At 36.8% G+C, this 18,974-nt stretch carries 20 protein-coding genes; 10 read left to right on the top strand and 10 right to left on the bottom strand.

Going from position 1 to position 18,974, the window contains the following annotated elements:
• Positions 1 to 13: 13 nt before the first annotated feature.
• Together C7H19_RS01350 and C7H19_RS01345 are read left to right on the top strand one after the other, a co-directional pair.
• Positions 14 to 502 carry a histidine kinase gene (locus tag C7H19_RS01350; protein WP_181280499.1) on the top strand — a complete coding sequence of 163 codons (489 nt, stop codon included), beginning with the start codon at positions 14 to 16 and terminating at the stop codon, positions 500 to 502.
• A gap of 167 nt (positions 503 to 669) precedes the next feature.
• Positions 670 to 2,184 carry an FAD-binding oxidoreductase gene (locus C7H19_RS01345; protein ID WP_106455083.1) on the top strand — a complete coding sequence of 505 codons (1,515 nt, stop codon included), beginning with the start codon at positions 670 to 672 and terminating at the stop codon, positions 2,182 to 2,184.
• On the opposite strand, the gene C7H19_RS01340 is transcribed toward C7H19_RS01345, so the two are convergent.
• Complete coding sequence (locus C7H19_RS01340) at positions 2,181 to 3,242, bottom strand: 2OG-Fe(II) oxygenase (RefSeq protein ID WP_106455082.1); 1,062 nt, start codon at positions 3,240 to 3,242, stop codon at positions 2,181 to 2,183. The genes C7H19_RS01345 and C7H19_RS01340 overlap by 4 nt on opposite strands.
• Positions 3,243 to 3,328: 86 nt before the next feature.
• Between C7H19_RS01340 and C7H19_RS01335 the strand changes: the two genes are divergently transcribed.
• Complete coding sequence (locus C7H19_RS01335; protein WP_106455081.1) at positions 3,329 to 3,778, top strand: GNAT family N-acetyltransferase; 450 nt, start codon at positions 3,329 to 3,331, stop codon at positions 3,776 to 3,778.
• Here C7H19_RS01335 and C7H19_RS01330 read toward each other — a convergent pair.
• Complete coding sequence (locus C7H19_RS01330) at positions 3,764 to 4,306, bottom strand: hypothetical protein (RefSeq protein WP_106455080.1); 543 nt, start codon at positions 4,304 to 4,306, stop codon at positions 3,764 to 3,766. The two genes, C7H19_RS01335 and C7H19_RS01330, sit on opposite strands and share 15 nt — an antisense overlap.
• A 44-nt stretch (positions 4,307 to 4,350) precedes the next feature.
• Positions 4,351 to 5,631 carry a histidine--tRNA ligase gene (gene hisS, locus C7H19_RS01325; protein ID WP_106455079.1) on the bottom strand — a complete coding sequence of 427 codons (1,281 nt, stop codon included), beginning with the start codon at positions 5,629 to 5,631 and terminating at the stop codon, positions 4,351 to 4,353.
• Positions 5,632 to 5,682: 51 nt separating this feature from the next.
• Between hisS and C7H19_RS01320 the strand changes: the two genes are divergently transcribed.
• Positions 5,683 to 6,528 carry a prephenate/arogenate dehydrogenase gene (locus tag C7H19_RS01320; protein ID WP_106455078.1) on the top strand — a complete coding sequence of 282 codons (846 nt, stop codon included), beginning with the start codon at positions 5,683 to 5,685 and terminating at the stop codon, positions 6,526 to 6,528.
• 41 nt (positions 6,529 to 6,569) lie between these two features.
• Here C7H19_RS01320 and C7H19_RS01315 read toward each other — a convergent pair whose 3' ends face one another.
• The gene (locus C7H19_RS01315) at positions 6,570 to 7,034 is read right to left on the bottom strand and encodes a cupin domain-containing protein (protein ID WP_106455077.1); all 465 of its coding nucleotides are present in this window, start codon (positions 7,032 to 7,034) and stop codon (positions 6,570 to 6,572) included.
• 292 nt (positions 7,035 to 7,326) lie between these two features.
• Between C7H19_RS01315 and C7H19_RS01310 the strand changes: the two genes are divergently transcribed.
• The gene (locus tag C7H19_RS01310) at positions 7,327 to 7,593 is read left to right on the top strand and encodes a YciI family protein (RefSeq protein ID WP_106455076.1); all 267 of its coding nucleotides are present in this window, start codon (positions 7,327 to 7,329) and stop codon (positions 7,591 to 7,593) included.
• A 6-nt stretch (positions 7,594 to 7,599) separates the two neighbouring features.
• Here C7H19_RS01310 and C7H19_RS01305 read toward each other — a convergent pair whose 3' ends face one another.
• Together C7H19_RS01305 and C7H19_RS01300 are read right to left on the bottom strand one after the other, a co-directional pair.
• Positions 7,600 to 8,469, bottom strand: coding sequence for a fructosamine kinase family protein (locus tag C7H19_RS01305; protein WP_106455207.1), 870 nt, complete (start codon positions 8,467 to 8,469; stop codon positions 7,600 to 7,602).
• Positions 8,470 to 8,572: 103 nt separating this feature from the next.
• Complete coding sequence (locus tag C7H19_RS01300) at positions 8,573 to 9,037, bottom strand: hypothetical protein (protein ID WP_106455075.1); 465 nt, start codon at positions 9,035 to 9,037, stop codon at positions 8,573 to 8,575.
• A gap of 591 nt (positions 9,038 to 9,628) precedes the next feature.
• Here C7H19_RS01300 and C7H19_RS01295 point away from each other — a divergent pair.
• On the top strand, positions 9,629 to 10,024 hold the full coding sequence (locus C7H19_RS01295) for a DUF4278 domain-containing protein (RefSeq protein WP_106455074.1): 396 nt from the start codon (positions 9,629 to 9,631) through the stop codon (positions 10,022 to 10,024).
• A gap of 6 nt (positions 10,025 to 10,030) precedes the next feature.
• Here the strand turns inward: C7H19_RS01295 and C7H19_RS01290 are convergent, their stop codons facing one another.
• Positions 10,031 to 11,953, bottom strand: a complete 1,923-nt coding sequence (locus C7H19_RS01290) for a chromosome segregation ATPase (RefSeq protein ID WP_106455073.1) — start codon at positions 11,951 to 11,953, stop codon at positions 10,031 to 10,033.
• 301 nt (positions 11,954 to 12,254) lie between these two features.
• Between C7H19_RS01290 and C7H19_RS01285 the strand changes: the two genes are divergently transcribed.
• Positions 12,255 to 13,013, top strand: coding sequence for a peptidylprolyl isomerase (locus tag C7H19_RS01285; protein WP_106455072.1), 759 nt, complete (start codon positions 12,255 to 12,257; stop codon positions 13,011 to 13,013).
• A 4-nt stretch (positions 13,014 to 13,017) separates the two neighbouring features.
• Here C7H19_RS01285 and C7H19_RS01280 read toward each other — a convergent pair whose 3' ends face one another.
• The 3 genes from C7H19_RS01280 to C7H19_RS01270 are packed head-to-tail and all read right to left on the bottom strand — an operon-like array spanning position 13,018 to position 15,791.
• Positions 13,018 to 13,416, bottom strand: a complete 399-nt coding sequence (locus C7H19_RS01280; RefSeq protein WP_106455071.1) for a hypothetical protein — start codon at positions 13,414 to 13,416, stop codon at positions 13,018 to 13,020.
• 52 nt (positions 13,417 to 13,468) lie between these two features.
• Positions 13,469 to 15,244 carry an N-acetylmuramoyl-L-alanine amidase gene (locus C7H19_RS01275; RefSeq protein ID WP_106455070.1) on the bottom strand — a complete coding sequence of 592 codons (1,776 nt, stop codon included), beginning with the start codon at positions 15,242 to 15,244 and terminating at the stop codon, positions 13,469 to 13,471.
• On the bottom strand, positions 15,228 to 15,791 hold the full coding sequence (locus C7H19_RS01270; RefSeq protein WP_106455069.1) for a pyridoxamine 5'-phosphate oxidase family protein: 564 nt from the start codon (positions 15,789 to 15,791) through the stop codon (positions 15,228 to 15,230). Before C7H19_RS01270 ends, C7H19_RS01275 begins: the two co-directional genes overlap by 17 nt.
• 97 nt (positions 15,792 to 15,888) lie before the next feature.
• Between C7H19_RS01270 and C7H19_RS01265 the strand changes: the two genes are divergently transcribed.
• The 3 genes from C7H19_RS01265 to C7H19_RS01255 all read left to right on the top strand — a co-directional run bounded on the left by C7H19_RS01265 (position 15,889) and on the right by C7H19_RS01255 (position 18,959).
• Positions 15,889 to 16,671 (top strand): ABC transporter ATP-binding protein, encoded by a 783-nt coding sequence (locus C7H19_RS01265; RefSeq protein WP_106455068.1) that lies wholly within the window; start codon positions 15,889 to 15,891, stop codon positions 16,669 to 16,671.
• Between the two features lie 177 nt (positions 16,672 to 16,848).
• On the top strand, positions 16,849 to 18,543 hold the full coding sequence (locus C7H19_RS01260) for an ABC1 kinase family protein (protein WP_106455067.1): 1,695 nt from the start codon (positions 16,849 to 16,851) through the stop codon (positions 18,541 to 18,543).
• Between the two features lie 47 nt (positions 18,544 to 18,590).
• On the top strand, positions 18,591 to 18,959 hold the full coding sequence (locus C7H19_RS01255) for a hypothetical protein (RefSeq protein ID WP_106455066.1): 369 nt from the start codon (positions 18,591 to 18,593) through the stop codon (positions 18,957 to 18,959).
• Positions 18,960 to 18,974 lie beyond the last annotated feature (15 nt).

The following is an 18,974-nucleotide window of genomic DNA, read 5'->3' as shown; positions in this document are numbered from 1 at the left end:
TAAAATAAACAAAATGGGCATAAATGCAGAAAAATATATCTTACAAATTTTTGATTTGAATCAAGAAATCGAAACTTTGAAAGATGATCAAGAAGATTTAAAAATACTTCTAGAAACCATTACAGAACATTCAACAGATCTGGAAAATGAAATTTATGAAAAAAACCAAATTATGATTAAATATTTGCAACAAGTCGAAATAATAACGACAGCAGCAGCAGCAGTAGAAGCGGGAACTTTTGAAATTAATAGTTTAGATGAAATTAGTCAAAGAACTGATGAATTAGGACAATTATCCCGTGTTTTCCAAAATATGGTCATTCAAATTAAAGTAAGAGAAGAAAATTTAAGAAAGCAAGTTGCAGAATTAAAAATAGAAATAGATCAAAAAAAACAAGCTCGGCAAGTTGCAGAAATTATACAAACTGATTCTTTTCAATCATTAAAACACAAATTACAGAAACTTAAACAAATTAAAAATGATACAAAACATTTTGCTTAAATCATGAGTAATGATGTTAAATAGTTGGGTTGGAAAACCAAACGCAGACAAACCATTTTAAATTATTGTTAATAAATTAGAGCAATTGGTTGGATTGGGAAACCAAACTCCTACAAATTAATCAATTAATATTATTAAAATTCTTGTGAAGTATAAAAAAATAGCTAATGTTAAAGTTAAAAATATTTAACTCTAAAAAACCCAGAGAAACTCAAGAATTAGAATTTTTATCAGATTCTAGTCAAAATAATTATCTTATTGGACGTTCTTCTCAGTGTAATATTATTTTACCTAGCCCTGAAATAGAAGAAATACAAGGAGAAATATTAATTCAAGAGCAAGAATATTATTTTATTCCTTACGCACCGATAAAATATATACAATTTAATGATGAAACTGTTGCCGAAAACGAACAATATTTACTAGGAACTAATGATATTATTAGGTTACAAGAATTTATTATAATTATTGATAGTATTTCTTTAGAAGGAAAAATAAAACCACAAAAAAACATTATACCATCTACGACAAAACCCAAACAAACCTCAGAAAAAAAATCTAATCGTTTAGAGCAACTCAAAAATCGTTTAAAACAAAAAACGCCACCCGAAAATATAATTACTTCTGTATCCACACTTCCTTATCCTGTTACTTCTTCAGTTCCTCTCTTGTCAGAAAATAAATGGACAACAGGAGAAATTATAGTTAAATGCGTTGGAATTATACAAGAAACTCATGATGTAAAAACCTTCCGTTTGAGCGCTGTTCCAGATATTATATTTAATTATAAACCAGGACAATTTGTCACCATAAACTTAGAAATTGATGGAAAACAAATAAAACGATCATATACTATTTCTTCCACTCCTTCTCGTTTTCATGTATTAGAAATAACAGTTAAAAATAATCCCCTTGGATTAGTTTCTCAATGGTTACATAACAACATTAAAATAGGCAGTGAAATTAAAATCAATCCACCTAGGGGAAAATTTACTTGTGTGGATCATAATAGCAAAAAATTATTATTTATTTCGGCAGGAAGCGGTATTACTCCGATGATGTCGATGTCGCGCTGGCTATATGATACAGCGACCGATCGTGATATTATTTTTTTTCATAGTGCCAAAACTTCTCAAGATTTAATATTTGCTCAAGAACTAAACTTATTAGCGACTCAAAATCCTCGATTTAAACTTGCTGTAACCCTCACTCGTGAAACATGGAATGGTTTAACAGGTCACATAGATGAAGCTATGATACAGCAGATTGCACCCGATTATAAAGAACGTGCTATTTATGTTTGTGGACCACATGAATTTAGGAAAAATACTAAAACTTTGCTACAACAAAATAGTTTTGAGATTAATAATTATTTTGAAGAAAGTTTTGGCAGTCCAAAAAAAGCAACTGTAAAAAGTGAAGCTTGTATTGTCTTTTCTCAATCAAATAAAGAAATTCAATGTAGTTCATCTGAACCTATTTTAGACATTGCCGAACTTGAAGGAGTAAACATAGCGTCACTTTGCCGAAGTGGAAATTGTGGAACCTGTAAAGTGAGAAAACTAGAAGGAGAAATTACCTACGAATGCGATCCCGATGGACTATCTGGGAGTGACAAAACAGATGGATATATCCTAACCTGTATTGCTCATCCAGTGGGAAAAATTGTCTTAGAAACCTAGTTTTCACCGACTAAATGTTGATATTTTTCTCTAATTTGTGCCGCTTCATCATTATAGAGAAAAGTTAAGTACACGTAGCGTTTTCCTTTTGTTACTGGAGTCGCTTCATGTAACAGGGAACAGGAAAAAACCATCGCCCCCCCCGCTTCTACAGTATAAAGTTGACGGCCAAATTCGGGAAAACGTAAAAAACCCCCTTCATATTCTCCTGTATTAAGATTTAACGATACAGCAAACTTACGGTGTATGGTTCCTTTGGTTGTATTATCTCGATGAGGACGGAAAAAACCCCCCGATTTGCTATCATAACAAGCAATAAGATTTCGTTCGATTCGTGTTGCTTTGAACTGAAAAGCTTTATGAATTTCAGGGACTAAACGCTTATAAATGCGATATGCAGTCAGTTCACGCAGTTTTTTGTCTAATATATCTTGATCTCGACGACGTTTAAAACTATTTTCCATCACACCAACAGTACGTCCTTCCACTTCCTGCATAAACCCTGATTCTTCTCCACCATTATGCGCGTAATAATGAATTAATGCTTGACATAGTTGTGGTTCAAAGATGCGCGGAATCACTAAAATTGGTGCTTGAAGATTTGCTGTTGTAGCAGAAGGAAAAACGGGTAAACGTGAGAAAAAATCTAGTATTTTAGCAACATGATAACTCGGTTCCCGATGAAAGGGAAATACCGCTAAGACTCTAAGACGTTCATCCAGAATATAGGTACATTGTTCGCTTGCACCAAATAATTTACTTACAGTTTGTTCAAAGTCCCACAAAAATCGTATACCTGGTAACTGCTGCTGTACCCGCGAAAATTTCTCATCTTCTGGATCACTACTAACACCAAAAAAACAAACGTTTTCATCATCAAATAATGCTCGATACTGGAATAGTTCTCTTAATATTTGTTGACTCAATTCATTGACTGCTGACTGAAAAAAACATAACACAACATATCGACCAGCTACTGTATTAAAATGATATTGGGGATTGGTAGTAGAGGCTGTTGTAAAATCAGGAGTAGGATCGCCAACCGTCAGTAATTCCATAATGTTTATAATTAAATTAAAAAAATCAATATTTTCTTTTTTATCACATTTTATTCTAGAGATAAACTAAAAGTTTAAGTTTTTTAATGTATCATCCTACAATCATTATTCGTTCTATTCAAACTGAAGATGAACTTAAGCAAATGTTTTATCTGCGTTGGTTAATCCTCAGAAAACCACTAGGAAAAGAATTAGGAACCGAAAAAGATGAGTATGAACAAGAATCATTTCATATAATTGCTCTTGCTAATCAAAAAGTTATTGGTTGCGCTAGATTGAGAAAGACTGAGCAAAGCACGGGACTTATTAATTATGTGGCTGTATTACCTGAATTTCGTCAGCAAGGAATCGGTACACAAATGATGCAAAAGCTGATTGAAAAAGCACAACAAGAACAATTAAAAACGCTGCAACTCAAAGCTCGTTTTCAAAGTGTTAATTTTTATAAAAATTTAGGTTTTCAAGAAACTGGGGAAACCTTAGATTTTTTAGGCATTCTTCACTTTAAAATGTTAATAAAATTACCTGAGCGGTAAATTGGGTAACTCAGGCGACTTTCTGGCTATTCTTTCCGAAGATAAATTAAGTTTAGGTGGCAAAACTTTTGTAGTAGAAGAGGATACAGGTAGTGTTTGATGAGTCGGTACAGGTTCAAATAAATTAAAGTCTGTTGCTTCAAGACAAGGATTAGAATCAGTATTTGGTAAGGCAAGATAACTAATTTTCGGTATACTATAAATTTGTTGTGAGACTCGCCAATTTACCCCCATCAATTCTGACATTGCATCACTACAACAACTCAACTCCCATAACCCCGCAAAAAAATAAGTATATGGCAAAATAATGATTAATCCTTCAGAATTGGTGCGACGAAAATAGGTGTTACGTTTCATCTCAAAAGATGACTCAAACGGTTTAATGTTAACCCGAACTTCCACACACAAATTAGAACGATTAGTCTGTCCAATAATACGATATTTGCATTCTTCTACTTCTAGTATAGGGGTTTGGATCGGTTGCCAATAACGATCGCTTTCTCTTTGGAGCAAAAATACCCAATTCATGCCTTATCTATTTCCCTTTCTTTAGCCAACGAGACGATTAATCATTACTTTTTGTGCCGTGTTAATTGTTGTTTTAAATCATCTATTTGACTCAACAACTCTGCTTGTAATAAGCTGACTTGTTCTTGTGTCGCCATCCATTTTAGCTGTACCGTTTGGTTTTCCGCTTCGGCATCTCCCAAAATAATACAAGCGATCGCACCACTCCGATCAGCCCGTTTAAACTGTTTCCCAAAGGCACTACCGCTTAAATCTAACTCCACTTTTAAACCAGCATTGCGTAATTTTTGGGCTAAAACAAAACCTTGTGCTTCTGCTTTTTCTCCCCGCGAAACAATATAAAAATCGGGAACCAAAACAGGCGTAGTTTGTAGCTTTTGCAACAGTAATACTAAGCGTTCCATGCCTATCGCCCAACCGATCGAAGGGGTTTCACTTCCACCAAGCTGACTAATCAAACCATCATATCGCCCACCACCACAGACGGTAGCTTGCGCCCCTAAATCAGCCGATTGAATTTCAAACGCCGTATGGGTATAGTAATCCAAACCCCTAACCAGAGAAGGATTCAACTGATAGGAAACCCCTAAATCATTTAATAACTGCTGAACTTGCTCAAAATGCTTCTGGGAATCTTCCCCCAAATACTCTAAAATACTCGGTGCATTCTGACAAATTTCTTGGGTTTTCTGATCTTTACTGTCTAAAATCCGCAATGGATTACGATTTAAACGATCCTGCGAGTCGGCATCCAGTTGATCTTTATATGGCGTTAAATAACTAACTAATGCGTCTCTGTAGCGTTGTCTATCTTCCCCATTTCCCACCGAATTAAGACTTAAACTGAGATTTTTCAAGCCCAATGTAGATAAGATATCCGTTGCTAAAGCGATTACCTCCACATCGGCGCGAGGATCACGACTTCCTAATAACTCTAACCCAATTTGATGAAATTGACGCTGACGACCCGCTTGTGGACGTTCATAGCGAAACATCGGCCCCTTGTACCAGAGCTTTTGTACTCCTCCGCTTGCGGCTAAATTGTGTTGAATAAACGATCGCACGACTCCCGCAGTTCCTTCAGGGCGTAACGTCAAAGATCGATCGCCGCGATCCATAAAAGTATACATTTCTTTACCAACAACATCCGTAGCCTCTCCGATGCCTCTTTCAAATAAAGACGTTTCTTCAAAAATCGGTGTGCGAATTTCTTGATAGAGTGCGTTACTGAGAATCGTTGATGCAACGGTTTCGATGTGCTGCCAGTAACCCACTTCTTCGGGTAAAATATCCCGTGTTCCTCGTATTGCTTGAATCTTCGCCATTTAAACTTATAATTTACAATAACTTTGACCGACACAGATCACTATTTAATCATGAAAATTGGGATTATTGGACTGGGTTTAATTGGGGGATCGTTGGGGCTAGACTTGCGATCGCTTGGCCATACGGTTTTAGGCGCATCTCAAAAAGAAAGTACCTGTCAGACGGCAAAAAATATCGGGGCGGTTGATCATGCTAGAACAGATTTAGAATCAATGCCACAAAGCGATCTTATTTTTATTTGTACACCCATTCCTTATATTATTCCTACTCTACAACAACTGATTCCAAGTCTCAAACCTACCACCATCGTTACTGATGTCGGTTCAGTGAAAACACCGATCGTGCAAGACTGTACCGCCCTATGGTCTAATTTTGTTGGAGGGCATCCAATGGCAGGAACCGCCGAACAAGGAATTAATGCAGCACAATTTAAGTTATTTGTCAATAGACCTTATGTGATAACTCCGACTCCAGAATCTCCCGCAGAATCAGTTCAAATTCTCGCAGATTTAGTCAGTTCTATTGGTGCAGATGTTTATACTCAATATTCCCCCCAAATACACGATCAAGCGGTTGCTTGGATCTCTCATCTTCCTGTGATGATTAGCGCAAGTTTGATTCATGCTTGTATGAGTGAAACCGACTCACACATCCTAGAAGCAGCGCAAAAGTTAGCGAGTTCGGGTTTTGCGAGTACGAGTCGAGTTGGTGGTGGCAACCCAGAATTAGGGGTGATGATGGCAAAATATAATAAAGAAGCTATATTGCGATCGCTTCGACAATATCGTCAGAATCTAAATGATTTAATTAATTATATTGAAACTGAAAATTGGTCGAGTTTAGAAAACACTTTAGAATACACACAACAAGCAAGACCAAATTTTATCGATTCGTAGGGGATAGGAAACCAATACCAGTATAGTTCCCAATATATTTATTAATCTGGCAATAATTTTCTAACTCGTTCTAAATCATAAGAAAAAGGCGGTTTAATCGGACGATAATCTTTTTCTGTTGGTGTCCCATGAAAAAGAATAGAATTAATCGCTGTACAGGGATTTGGACTCAGATTAACTGCACCATGTGGAACCCCTGGCGGAATTTTTATTACCCTTGGTTCAGCTTCACTCATGAGAATATATTGATACTGTTTATTCAGCAAAATAATTAATACAGCATTACCCCGAATAACTAATAGTTGATCAGTCTGATGATGATGAACAAATAAATCCTCTATCGTGCCAGGAGCAAGAGTTACTAATGTTGTTTCATGGCTAAATAATGGCGGATCAAATCCTTGCTCTTTTTCTGATGTTATGGTTTCTACTGGACAAATTGTTAATCCTTGACTTGGATGAAGACAAGTTAAAGTCGATATTGAAATATTATTGATAAGACCCATAAAATTAACCCTCTTTACTATTTTAAGAGAGATTTATCAAGGTTTTCACCTTGTAAGTCTGTTCATTCGTGAAAACTAAAAACTTAAATTGTTTTTGTGGCTTTTTGTGAATTTATTCTAATTTTAGCAAAACTTTAAATCAGTTTGCCGCGATTGTAAAGAATTACTACAAATCAAGGACAATATTACAAAATGTTTTGATATTACTCAAATTGGTAGCAAAATCATAAATAATAATTGTTATACCAGTTGAATTAGTTTTATTCGTTAATTGAATTTTTATTAGTTATTTATGCCTTGGTTTGTCAAAATAGAAAAGGGAATTGTTGATAAAAATACTTTTGATCAATATGTTCAGCCTCATAAAGCTTATGTTCATGAATTAATAGCAAAGGGACATCAGGCTAAAACAGGATATTGGAAAGAATTAGGCGGAGGAATGCTACTGTTTAAGGCGCAGTCTCTCGAAGAAGCTAAAAATATTGTCGAACAAGATCCCCTTATTCAAAATAATTGTGTCAAATATGAATTACACGAATGGCAGATTGTAGTCGAATAAACGAATTTATTTTCCTGATAAAATTTGCTGTATCATTTGATTAGCTTGTGAACCATAGCCGCCACCAAACAAATTAAAATGATTTAAAACATGATACAGATTATAAAGAGTTTTCCGACGTTGATAGCCATCATTTAGCGGAAAAACTTGATTGTATCCTCGATAAAAAGCAGCAGGAAAACCCCCAAATAATTCAGTCATAGCCAGATCAACTTCTCGATCGCCATAATAAGTAGCAGGATCTAAAATAACCGGTTCTCCTGTAACTGTAACTGCGGCATTTCCTGACCATAAATCGCCGTGAACAAGTGACGGTTTTGGGTTATGTTGAGTAAGATATTCTCGAACAGCCGGAAGGACTAAATTTTCGTTCTCGAAACCGCCGCCACGTTTTTTCGCTAATCTCAGTTGATAGCCAATGCGATATTCTGTAAAAAAATCTGCCCAATGATCAGTCCAAGTGTTAATCTGAGGTGTTGAGCCGATGGTGTTATTTCTAACCCAACCAAATTGAGATGAGTCCCCCACCTGATGTAATTGGGCTAATCTTCTTCCCATTTCTTCCCAGGAAGCTTGATCCCCTCGTCCAAATTCTAACCATTCTAAAACCAAAAAGCTAGAGCGATCGCTCAATCCCCAACACACTGCATGAGGAACCCGTATCGTTTGAGTCGCCCCTATTTGTTGTAATCCTAACGCTTCTGCCTCAAACATGGCGATTTGTGCCGCCATATTAATTTTGACAAAATAGGTTTGCTCGCCCCCTGATACCGCGTAACCTTGATTAATACATCCACCACTAACAGAGCGAGTTTTTTCAACTTGAAAAGATTTCCCTGTCGCTTCTGTAATTTGTTCAGCAATTTGATTCCACATTAGCTGATGAAAAATAAGATCAATTCCAATCTTAATCTTGATACGCCCAAGCTTTATTAAAACCAAAAAAAAAGGGTAGGAATTAACCCACCCTTAATCTTTTCTAGCCTTTTCTGTTAGGAATTTTGGCGGTACGTGCCATTTCCTTAAAGCTATTTAAGCTAGGTCCTGGGGTGCGACGCGACATGGTAGACATGACAGGGTTTTTACTAGCAAAAGCCACCTCAGTCGGATCAACTTTTCCGTTTTGGTTAGCGGGTGCGGGTGCGGGTTTAGTTTCTGCAACTGGTTTCGCTTCAGTTTTGCCTTTTTTATCCTTAATTGAAGTTTTCTTCTCTTTTGTTTTTGCCGCAGCAGCAGCTTTAGCATTTTTCGCGGGTTTAGCTTCAGCAACTTTTTCTACTTTGGCTGGTTCGGCTGTTTTTGTGTCAACGACTTGGCTTATGGTTTCAGTCGTTTTCTCAATTGCTTTCTCAGCTTGTTCGACGACTTGCCCTACTGCTTTTGTAGCATCTTCTTTAAGTTCTAGAAAAAATTTATCTTTTTTACCGAATAGTCTTTTAAACATTGAAGTTGACTCCGAATACAACAAGAATTGGAACAATTACCTTTGATAATACCTGTCACTTTCTGACCAAAAATGGACAGACAAATTTTAAAACAGATATTGAATAGTTGATGAAAGAAGGAGCAATGAGCATTACTCAGTTTTTCAACAATCCTTAACGAAACTTAACTCTTTTTCCAAGCTGGAAAATGGAGCTAAACGGAAAAAATATTTTTATTTGACTTTCACCTTCTATATAGATTAGCTGTCTTTGGCCTGTGAAAGCAAGAGATAACCTTGTATATCTTCCGTATTTTATCAAGCCAGAAGGCGATCCCTTTGACAATTAATTGTTATAAATTGTAATATTTTTTTCTTGAGCGGCTCTCCATACTCGATTTTCAAGACAACAAAAAACAAATTATTAAGTTCTGTAAAAAAAACGAAATTACTTTCTCATCTTGGGATCTCTTATATAGAGGATTAAGTCAACTTTGTTACAACTTGATGACTTTTGCTAAAAAAACTACTAGAATGTAAAAATAGATACAGAATATTTTTATTTTGTTATAAAAAAAATAATCTTTAAAATCAAACTAAGGAGAGATGACAATGAAATTATCTTATCGTGGTGTGGCTTATGAGACAGATCCTCTAGGGTTAGAAATCAACGAGGGAGACATTGGCGGTAAATATCGAGGGCAAGACTGGAAATATCACTATCCTCGTCATATGCCCCAACTTCAGCCAAAGTTACATCGTCAGTATCGCGGGGTCGCCTATAGCAGTCGTCCTAATTTCATGACTGAACCCACTACATCCTTATCTTGTCCTGTTTCTCACACTCAGCCGACGGTAATCATTAGCGATGAAGTTAGCCAGGTTCATTTAGAAACCATTCGTCGTCGTTTAGAGCGTCGTCTTGAAATTGCTCTAGCCAACGGGGATGATCAATTAATTAATCTACTAAAACAAGAATATGTAGATCTGAAGCTAAATAACGTTTAATATCGCTTAATTTTCAAATTCAGTTTCATCCAAAGAAGAATTGTCTTGACTTGATTCTAGAGGCGGTAGAGGCGGTTCTAGTAAACGTCGCCAGATTTTGACTTGAGATTGGGCGGCACTATAGGCAGCACTTTCATTTGGAATTTGTCTCGCAATTGAGATCGCTTCCGTATATAGAGAAAGATTAGCTTTTTCTGAGGCAAAGGCTAACAGTTGATAACTCCACCGATCAATTGCCTCCATTCTTTCAGTACTAACATCCGTCGAAGTGGGGATATTGCGTACTAAATTGAGCGCGTTGTTTAAAGCTTCTACTGTGCGAGTTTGGGCAACTGAATAAGCTTGTTGTAAGTCTTTTTGGGCTTGTACTTCTTGTTGCCACCGTCGTAAATTAGCGCGAGTTTCAGGATAGAGAACTCTTCCCCGTCGAATTTGTTGGGCAACTTGAATCGCTGCCACATAATCTCGAACATTGGCTAAAGAAATCGCTTGATCTAAGATAGGCTGATCTTCTTGTTTTTCAATCGATTCTTGCCAAGTTCGGATTTCTCCTTGTGCTTCTTTATACAATGCTCTTTGTGAGCCGATTTCCTTCGCTTGGGCGATCGCAACTTTTAAAGACTCGATATCACCCTTCACGGAAATTTCTCTAGCTTTATCAAGAATCGGTTGATCTTCAATTAATTGTACTTGACGAGTCCAACGGTTAATTTCTCCTTGTGCTTCACTATAGCGCGGATGTCCTCTTACAATAAGATTGGCTTGAGCAATAGCCGCCGTTAAATTTTTAAGATCTCCCGATTGCGCTTTTTCTCTGGCTTGGGTTAGTTTAGTGACATCCTCAATTTCTAAGTTCCAACGCTTTCTCATGTCTTGTGCTTGACTATAGAAAGGGCTAGAAGGCTCGATCTGTTCTGCACTGAGGATCGCGGCTTGTAATCCTTCTACTGTGCCAAAATCGGCATTAATTCCCGCATCAGCGATCGCTATCCATGCCCCGACTTCTTTATCTAAGGCTAAATTTTCAGGAATTTGGTTAGCAACATCCTTAAGATCTTGCCACTGCTGTTGTTTAGCTAAATTATTACCGTATGTGATTAATTTTTCTTTGACTTTTTCAAATAAATTTTTTGCTTCTTGGTAAGCATAACTATCGGGCTTAATTTTTTCCGTTTCTTTAACTGCTTTTAGCCAGTTTTCTAAGCCACCTCGATTATAGAGAGCAAATGCTTGATCGAGTTGATTACTTTCTTCTCTAGCGAGGTAAATTTTTTGAACAGCCTGATTATATTTAACAGTAGCCCAGTACTCATTGTTAAGATTGAGGAGTTCTACAGCCTTTCTAAACGCATAATTCCAATTGGACTTACGCAGACTGGTTTCGATATCAGTGAGTATTTGTTCGCCTTCTTTCCAAATTGATTCCCATTTCTCAATTCTTTTTTCTACGAGTTCGTACACTTTAGCTTTAGAAGGAATCTTTTTCACTGTAGCGATCGCATTTTCGATTCGTCCTGCTTGATATTCTTTTTCAGCTAACGTTAAGATTTGTTCGGCCCAATCTTCCACATATTGATTAACTTGTGGGCGCAGTGGGTGATCTGAGGGTAATGCTTCGACGAGAGCGATCGCTTTAAGCAAACCTTCTGTTGTTTTGCGATCGGCTTCAAGTTGGGCGCAATAAAGACGTTGTGATGCAGATGCCGCCAGCCAGATGATTTTAGGACAGCCCGATCCAGTGGGAGACTTTAGTAACACAGATGTTGCCGTAAAGCCAATTGTTCCCGACAAAACAACTAGAATGGTTGCCCATATTGGTAAAGAGATCTTTTCCTGCATCTGTTCTAGAAATTGTGTTGCTTTGTTGTGTAATTTATCACTGGCTTGCACCATGATTTGAGGTGCTAAATCTTTTCGATTGATCCTCATAGCCCACTTGATCTTAATTTTTGGCTGTCCTTAAAGTTTTAACTGATCATATCCTAAAAGTTTGATTTTTTCACGCTCCTATGTGCCACAAATTTCACAAAGCCGAAATCTACAACCTCAAATCAGTCATCATTTCTTGGGTTAATTTGATAAAATCTCGCCAAAGAGTGATTAATTTCGAGTTTTTGCCTCAGATAAAGTTAAATCTTGTCTCCAGTATAGCTGATCTCATTTCAATCCTTGTTAAGTTTCTTGATATACTAAAAAAAGTGTTTTTTTCAGTTTGTTTTAACGATCGTCTATGAGTTCGGAAGCCTTTTTAACATTTGGAGAACAGCCGCTCTCTTTAAAGCAAGCTCTTAACTATTTACAAGAAGCTGGCAAATTACAGAATTTTATTATAGATGTTTTGCGCCAATATCTTCTAGAGAAAGCCATTGAAACCCAAACAGATTTAAAAGTGAGTCAGACTTTAACGGAGCAAGCTGTCATTGATTTTCGTCTACAAAACCAACTCACAGACCCACAAAAATTCCAACAATGGTTAAAAAGTCAAGGGTTAGATTACGAAACTTTTCAAAAACGAATTAGTTATAATTTTAAAATCGAAGCCCTAAAAACTAAAATTGCAGCACCGAAATTACAAGAATATTTTATTGAACGAAAATTAGGGTTAGATCGAGTCGTTTTATCAAGAATTATTGTAGATAATCAAGAATTAGCCGAAGAAATACGCTCACAAATTGAAGAAGGAAACTCATTTGAGGAATTAGCGCAAGATTATTCTTTGGCTGAGGATCGGATTTTTAAAGGTATGATGGGGTTAGTCAGTCGCGCTTCAATGCCCGATGAATTAAGAATCAAAGTAGATACCGCCCGCGAAGGTGATATTATTGGTCCCCTTGAATTTGAGGAAAAATGGGCTTTATTTAGAGTAGAAAAGTTTCAATCAGCTTCTTATGAAGATCAGCAAATTCAACAGATGCTACAAAATGAATTATTTGAGCAATGGATCGCCGATCAATTAAGAGAAACACCGATTAAATTACAGGTTGATTAAAAGATTAATTCATTTCCTCGTCAGATTCTTCTATAACTTGTACAGGAACTTCGATCGCATTAATATCGATCGTTCCAGGTAGTGTAATTCTGTAAAAATGCCCCTTTTCTATCTTTAAAGGTTCACCACAATTGGGACACCGACACTCTGTATCATTAAATCCTGTAAACTCATAACTACAAACGGGACATTGATCAATTACTAGCTTTTGTTTGATCCACCATTGCAAGACAAACCATGCAACAAGAGGGACAATAAACAGAAGTGCCAGTAAAATTAAAAAACCGTTGACGAGCCATCCTAAACCAACTGCCCCCAATAATAAACCCACTAAAACTAAAGTGGCAAGACAGCCTATACCAGAGTCATTGATGGAATAAATGCGGGAGAAGTTATTATTCACTCTCGTTACCTAGAGAATTACCAATCGTGAAGATATTTCTATCCTAATCGATTTAGGGTACAACTTGGTAAAACCATTCGGTAATTCCATCAGCTAAAGCTTCAGCTAATTTGATTTGTTCTTTTTGATTAATAATCCATTCAAATTCAGTAGGATTAATCATAAAACCTAATTCTAATAACACAGAAGGGGCAATATGAGGACGAGTTAAAGCTAAATTATTCCAATACACTCCATAAGAAGGACGATTTAAGGTTTTTGTTAAATAATTATGTAAAAAAACTGCTAAATCATGGGCTTGCGGATGATACCAAAATGCACCGATTCCATCTGTATTGAGAGCATCCCCACTATCAGGTAAAGCGTTATAATGAATTGAGATTGATAGAGTCGGTTTTATTCGATTAATCATCGCCACTCGCTCATTTAAAGATAATTCCTCGTCGGTTTCTCTTGTGAGATAAACTGTCGCACCACGTTTGATTAATTCTTTTTTGAGTAGTTGGGAAACGACTAAGTTAATCTCTTTTTCACTATATCCTGTGGGACCGATCGCGCCTGTTTCTTTTCCGCCATGTCCAGGATCTAATAAGATACTTACACCAGCTAAATTTCGGTTTATTTTATCTAATAACTGGGGCGGATGACGCAAGGACAAAATTAAGCTTGTGCCTTCGTAACCCACCTCATAACCCCATTGTTGAGCTAAATTTAAGTTAAAGGTATATTCTACTTTCGTCGGATTAATTTGTTGCCAATCTAATCGTTTAATAATTTGATTTTCTACAAGATAAATTGTGTCGGTTTGTGCCGTTGTATTATACAGGGTTAGAATAAATTTATGGTCTTGTTGTTTAATATTAATCGGGACAGGATTTTCTAAAGGAAAAATAATTTTTGTTGCGTTTTCTGTATTTTGAGATGAAATTCCTCTAACGATGGATTGAGGTGGAATAGCATTAGGAATAAATTGAGTTTCTTGTCGATTAATCCACGCCCCATAATCTAATCTTAGCCAGTCTCCTTCTGTTCCAGTTACACTCGCTTTTGTTCCTTTGGGTAGGGGTGTTAAACGAGAATAATCAGTACTCGGACCTGTTCGAGTAATACCTGCATCTGAGATAATTTCTACTACCTGTACTTGTGAGGTTGTAATAATTTCTATTTCTCCCTTTGCGGTTTGATTTACTGTTTTATTATCTCCCGTAATGGTATATATAGGTTTGCCTAAATTACCTGAATTTTCAAAAGTTGTACATCCTTGATATTGAAGAATATTTTGTGCTACATTAGGTTGATTTCTAGCGGTTAAAACTGCTGAATTTGCGGGCAGTTGTACCGAGTTAGATTGAGGATTTAAGTTAATATTTTGATTAGCAATATTAACAGAAATTTGAACATTTTTTAAAGCGTATGCACTTAAACAAACCAATTCACCAGTTAGACGAGTAATATTTTGATTGGGCGTTAGAGAGTTGGCAGAAAACTTAGCACCCGTAGGAATTTCAGGAAGATTAGATATACGAGTAATTTGACGTTGAATGGTTTGATTATTGGAGCGTATTGTAAATGTATTTACCCCCATTTTTAGAGGAAAACTTGGGGCAAAGTTTCCCGTTTTGCTGCGTTGAATCTTCTGATTATTGATAGTAACTGGATGATTGGGGGAAGCCGAACCTATAAAAAAGATTTGATCAGCTACCGTTTGATGATTATTGGGAGGATAAGCCAAATAAAAAGCTTGTTCTGATTGTGCTAAAAGCGTTACCATTGGAGAAAAAACGATTAGCAATAAAGCCAAAACAAATAATTTAATAAATTTCCTCATTTTTTTCTTTGAGTAAGTATGTTGGAAGACCATCAATACTTTTTTGATTTTTCAATTCCCAATAATCTTGAATGGCTTTTTCTCCTTTTTGTTCAGCCCAGTTAACTAACTTTTTTCGTTCTTGTTGAAAGTCATAAAGCGGAACCCCGTAGCCACAAGATGTTTGTATAGAATCTATTTTCATCAAAATAATTTGTCTAGTCCCTGCCATAGACGGAAAAAGTGTGGCTAAAGATTCCCAATCATGATGACGAGGACGAATTGATTGTCCTTTTCCATACAAACGTAAGATCAAAGGTTCTTCAGAAAAACTACAAAACATTAATGTAATTCGGTCATTTTCTGCTAAATGGGCGGCGGTTTCATTGCCACTACCTGTTAAATCTAAATAAGCAACCGTTTGTGTATCAATACATCTAAATGTATCCATTCCTTTTGGTGAAAGATTAATTCTTCCTTCTTTTGGTGCTGTGGCTGTAAAAAATATTTTTTGTTTTTGAATGAAATTTTCTAAAGTTGGAGTTAAATAAGAATAAAATTTGCTCATGGAATTAGTCAAAAAATCAACTATAATAAAAAGACACAGTGTAAGGAACTCATAGCGGGAAAAAAAAGACAAAAAACAAAATATTATTAATTATTGTATGAAATCTGATTTATTTTCTCTCGCTTCTTCGGAAAATTTCTCGGCTCAAGAAAGCCAAAATCAATATCATCCCGTAATTATTCGCCTAGAAAATGTATCCAAAGTTTATGGAAGTGGCGATACAACTGTTCACGCTCTTAGTGATGTCAATCTAACCATAGAAAAAGGGGAATACTGCGCCATCATGGGGGCTTCTGGTTCAGGTAAATCCACCGCCATGAATATTATAGGCTGTTTGGATCGTCCGTCTTCTGGAAGCTATTATTTAGAAAATTTAGATGTTGCTCAGTTACCCAGTTCTCAACTCGCACTCATTCGTAATCGTAAGATTGGCTTTGTTTTCCAACAGTTCCATTTGTTACCTGCGTTGAGTGCTTTAGAAAATGTGATGCTGACGATGGTTTATGCTGGTATAAAGAGCGCGGAACGCAAGCAAAGAGCAACAGAAGCGTTGATTAGAGTCGGGCTAGAAAATAGACTTCACAATAAACCTAATCAGTTATCTGGAGGACAACAACAACGGGTTGCGATCGCACGCGCTATAGTCAATCAACCTGTTTTAATTCTAGCCGATGAACCGACTGGCGCTTTAGACTCTCGCACCACCCAAGAGGTGATTAATATCTTCCAAGAACTTAATGATAGCGGTATTACTGTAGTAATCGTCACTCACGAACCAGATGTCGCCATGAAAACAAAACGAGTCGTTTGGTTCCGTGATGGACAAATTATACATTCTCACCTAGATCCAAAAGATCTACACCAAGTCATTGCGGCTTAAAGCTAAAGAAAATATTAAAATTTGGGCAATTTTAACATAAATAGTATAGACGTAAAAGGAAAAAAGATCAGAGATTTTTTAGAAAACTTACGTTAAAAATATTGTAGTTTTGTATACTGGAGTTATGAAGTATTGTTAAACTCCAAAGCTAATAGACGAGAGGCAAAAGTATAGTTTGTGAGTCAGCAACCCACCCCGGAAAGAGGAGAACTACAACGCTATAGTGCAACAGCGATCGCCCGTTACTATCGCTATCGCCCTCACTTAGTGATCTGGCGAGCTTTGTCGATCCTTTGGTCAGTTAGTGTGTTTATCGTACATTTACAATGGGATCGCTGGACGCATCAGGAAGAGGAAAATAAATATAAACGAGCAAGAGAGTTACGAACACGACTAACTCGTTTAGGCCCTACCTTTATTAAAGTCGGTCAAGCTCTTTCGACACGCCCTGATCTAGTCCGCAAAGACTTTTTAGATGAATTAATTAAACTACAAGATCAACTTCCACCTTTTGATAATGAAACCGCATTCGCCATTATTGAACAGGATTTAGGATACCCTGTTAATGAAGTTTATAAAGAAATATCGCCATACCCTGTAGCTGCTGCTAGTTTAGGACAAGTTTATCGGGCGGTTTTATACACTGGAGAAGATGTAGCCGTCAAAGTCCAACGGCCTTCTTTACGCCCCGTTTTAATGCTCGATCTCTATTTAATGCGTCTTTTAGCTAAATGGTTTGGTCATTGGCTACCCTTAAATTTAGGACATGATTTAACTTTAATTATTGATGAATTTGGCTGTAAGCTTTTTGAAGAAATCGATTATTGTAATGAAGGGAAAAACGCTGAAAAATTTGCCGCGAATTTTGCCAATGATCCAGATGTTAAAGTTCCTAAAATTTATTGGCTATACAGCAGTAATCGCATCCTAACCCTAGAATGGATCAACGGCTATAAATTAAATGATATTGATCAAATCAAAGCGGCGGGAATTAATCCTTATGAGATTATCAGAATTGGTGTCACATCAGGTTTACGTCAGCTTTTAGAACATGGTTTCTTTCATGCCGATCCTCACCCCGGAAACCTATTTGCTACCTATGATGGTCGCATGGCTTACATTGATTTTGGCATGATGGATCAGTTGGAAGAAGAAACCAAAGAAACGATCGCTAGTTCTGTGGTTCAATTGATCAACAAAGACTATGAAGCATTAGTTGATGATTTTGTCAAGCTCGGATTTTTGACCCCTGATACTGATATTAAGCCGATTATTCCAGCATTAGAAAAAGTTTTAGGTGAAGCAGTCGGGCAAAGTGTAGGAGACTTTAACTTTCAAACCATCACCGATGAATTTTCCGAGTTAATGTATGAGTATCCCTTCCGCTTACCGTCTAAATTCGCGCTGATTATTCGTTCTTTGGTGACACAAGAAGGATTAGCCCTTAGTTTAGATCCCAATTTTAAAATTGTTGAAGTCGCTTATCCTTATGTTGCCAAACGCCTACTCACGGGCGAATCTCCCCAACTTAGACGCAGACTAATCGATATTTTATTCAAAGACGGGAAATTCCAATGGCAACGATTAGAGAATTTAATCGAAATTGCTAGAACAGATGGAAGATTTGATTTATTACCAACCGCCCAACTCGGCATGAGATATCTATTATCCGATGAAGGGAGTTATTTGCGTCGTCAGTTATTACTCGCTTTAACCGAAGACGATCGCCTTCATACCGAGGAAGTCCAAAGACTTTGGGCGTTAGTACAAGATGAAATAAAACCCCAACGTTTATTCGATGTGGCGTTAAGTACATTTCGAGAACTTTCGGCATCTGGAGTAGCCGCGCTTATTCCTAAGTCGTCCGATTAAGATTATAATGCTTGAGGCTTTGTAACGTTTTATTTTTTTTACTTGACATGTATTATCTTCCTGAACCGCCATACTTTTTAATGTTCGTTGGTTTTTTTACCGGAATTACTTGTGGGGTAGCTTTTGAAGCCACTTTAAAACAAATTGTTAACACATGGTATAAATCTTCTGCTAAACCGGCGGATCTGTTAGATAGTTCGACATTACAATTACCTTTTTTAGGAATTTGTGTCGGAATTTGTGTCTTTTTGGCTTCTGGTGTCGAAATCTTTTTGATGAATCGTTGGGTTTCTTATGCGATCTCTCTTCCCATGACGATTTTTATCGGGGCTTTAGTTTGGACTCAATTAGGTAAATTATTAGAACAACTTCAAAAAGGCGGTTCAAAAGCCATTGATCTCGATGCTTTTTTCTAAAAGGCAAAATACAGT

This window comes from Aphanothece hegewaldii CCALA 016 (assembly GCF_003007785.1).
GTDB lineage: Bacteria > Cyanobacteriota > Cyanobacteriia > Cyanobacteriales > Microcystaceae > Chroococcus > Chroococcus hegewaldii.
This window is presented reverse-complemented; position numbering and strand designations above follow the sequence as displayed.

What these genes read in the sequence shown, in the direction of transcription:
- C7H19_RS01350 (WP_181280499.1), top strand. Translation starts at nt 14, where the DNA reads ATGGGCATAAATGCAGAAAAATATATCTTACAAATTTTTGATTTGAAT.
- C7H19_RS01345 (WP_106455083.1), top strand. Translation starts at nt 670, where the DNA reads ATGTTAAAGTTAAAAATATTTAACTCTAAAAAACCCAGAGAAACTCAA.
- C7H19_RS01340 (WP_106455082.1), bottom strand. Translation starts at nt 3,242, where the DNA reads ATGGAATTACTGACGGTTGGCGATCCTACTCCTGATTTTACAACAGCC.
- C7H19_RS01335 (WP_106455081.1), top strand. Translation starts at nt 3,329, where the DNA reads ATGTATCATCCTACAATCATTATTCGTTCTATTCAAACTGAAGATGAA.
- C7H19_RS01330 (WP_106455080.1), bottom strand. Translation starts at nt 4,306, where the DNA reads ATGAATTGGGTATTTTTGCTCCAAAGAGAAAGCGATCGTTATTGGCAA.
- hisS (WP_106455079.1), bottom strand. Translation starts at nt 5,631, where the DNA reads ATGGCGAAGATTCAAGCAATACGAGGAACACGGGATATTTTACCCGAA.
- C7H19_RS01320 (WP_106455078.1), top strand. Translation starts at nt 5,683, where the DNA reads ATGAAAATTGGGATTATTGGACTGGGTTTAATTGGGGGATCGTTGGGG.
- C7H19_RS01315 (WP_106455077.1), bottom strand. Translation starts at nt 7,034, where the DNA reads ATGGGTCTTATCAATAATATTTCAATATCGACTTTAACTTGTCTTCAT.
- C7H19_RS01310 (WP_106455076.1), top strand. Translation starts at nt 7,327, where the DNA reads ATGCCTTGGTTTGTCAAAATAGAAAAGGGAATTGTTGATAAAAATACT.
- C7H19_RS01305 (WP_106455207.1), bottom strand. Translation starts at nt 8,469, where the DNA reads ATGTGGAATCAAATTGCTGAACAAATTACAGAAGCGACAGGGAAATCT.
- C7H19_RS01300 (WP_106455075.1), bottom strand. Translation starts at nt 9,037, where the DNA reads ATGTTTAAAAGACTATTCGGTAAAAAAGATAAATTTTTTCTAGAACTT.
- C7H19_RS01295 (WP_106455074.1), top strand. Translation starts at nt 9,629, where the DNA reads ATGAAATTATCTTATCGTGGTGTGGCTTATGAGACAGATCCTCTAGGG.
- C7H19_RS01290 (WP_106455073.1), bottom strand. Translation starts at nt 11,953, where the DNA reads ATGAGGATCAATCGAAAAGATTTAGCACCTCAAATCATGGTGCAAGCC.
- C7H19_RS01285 (WP_106455072.1), top strand. Translation starts at nt 12,255, where the DNA reads ATGAGTTCGGAAGCCTTTTTAACATTTGGAGAACAGCCGCTCTCTTTA.
- C7H19_RS01275 (WP_106455070.1), bottom strand. Translation starts at nt 15,244, where the DNA reads ATGAGGAAATTTATTAAATTATTTGTTTTGGCTTTATTGCTAATCGTT.
- C7H19_RS01270 (WP_106455069.1), bottom strand. Translation starts at nt 15,791, where the DNA reads ATGAGCAAATTTTATTCTTATTTAACTCCAACTTTAGAAAATTTCATT.
- C7H19_RS01265 (WP_106455068.1), top strand. Translation starts at nt 15,889, where the DNA reads ATGAAATCTGATTTATTTTCTCTCGCTTCTTCGGAAAATTTCTCGGCT.
- C7H19_RS01255 (WP_106455066.1), top strand. Translation starts at nt 18,591, where the DNA reads ATGTATTATCTTCCTGAACCGCCATACTTTTTAATGTTCGTTGGTTTT.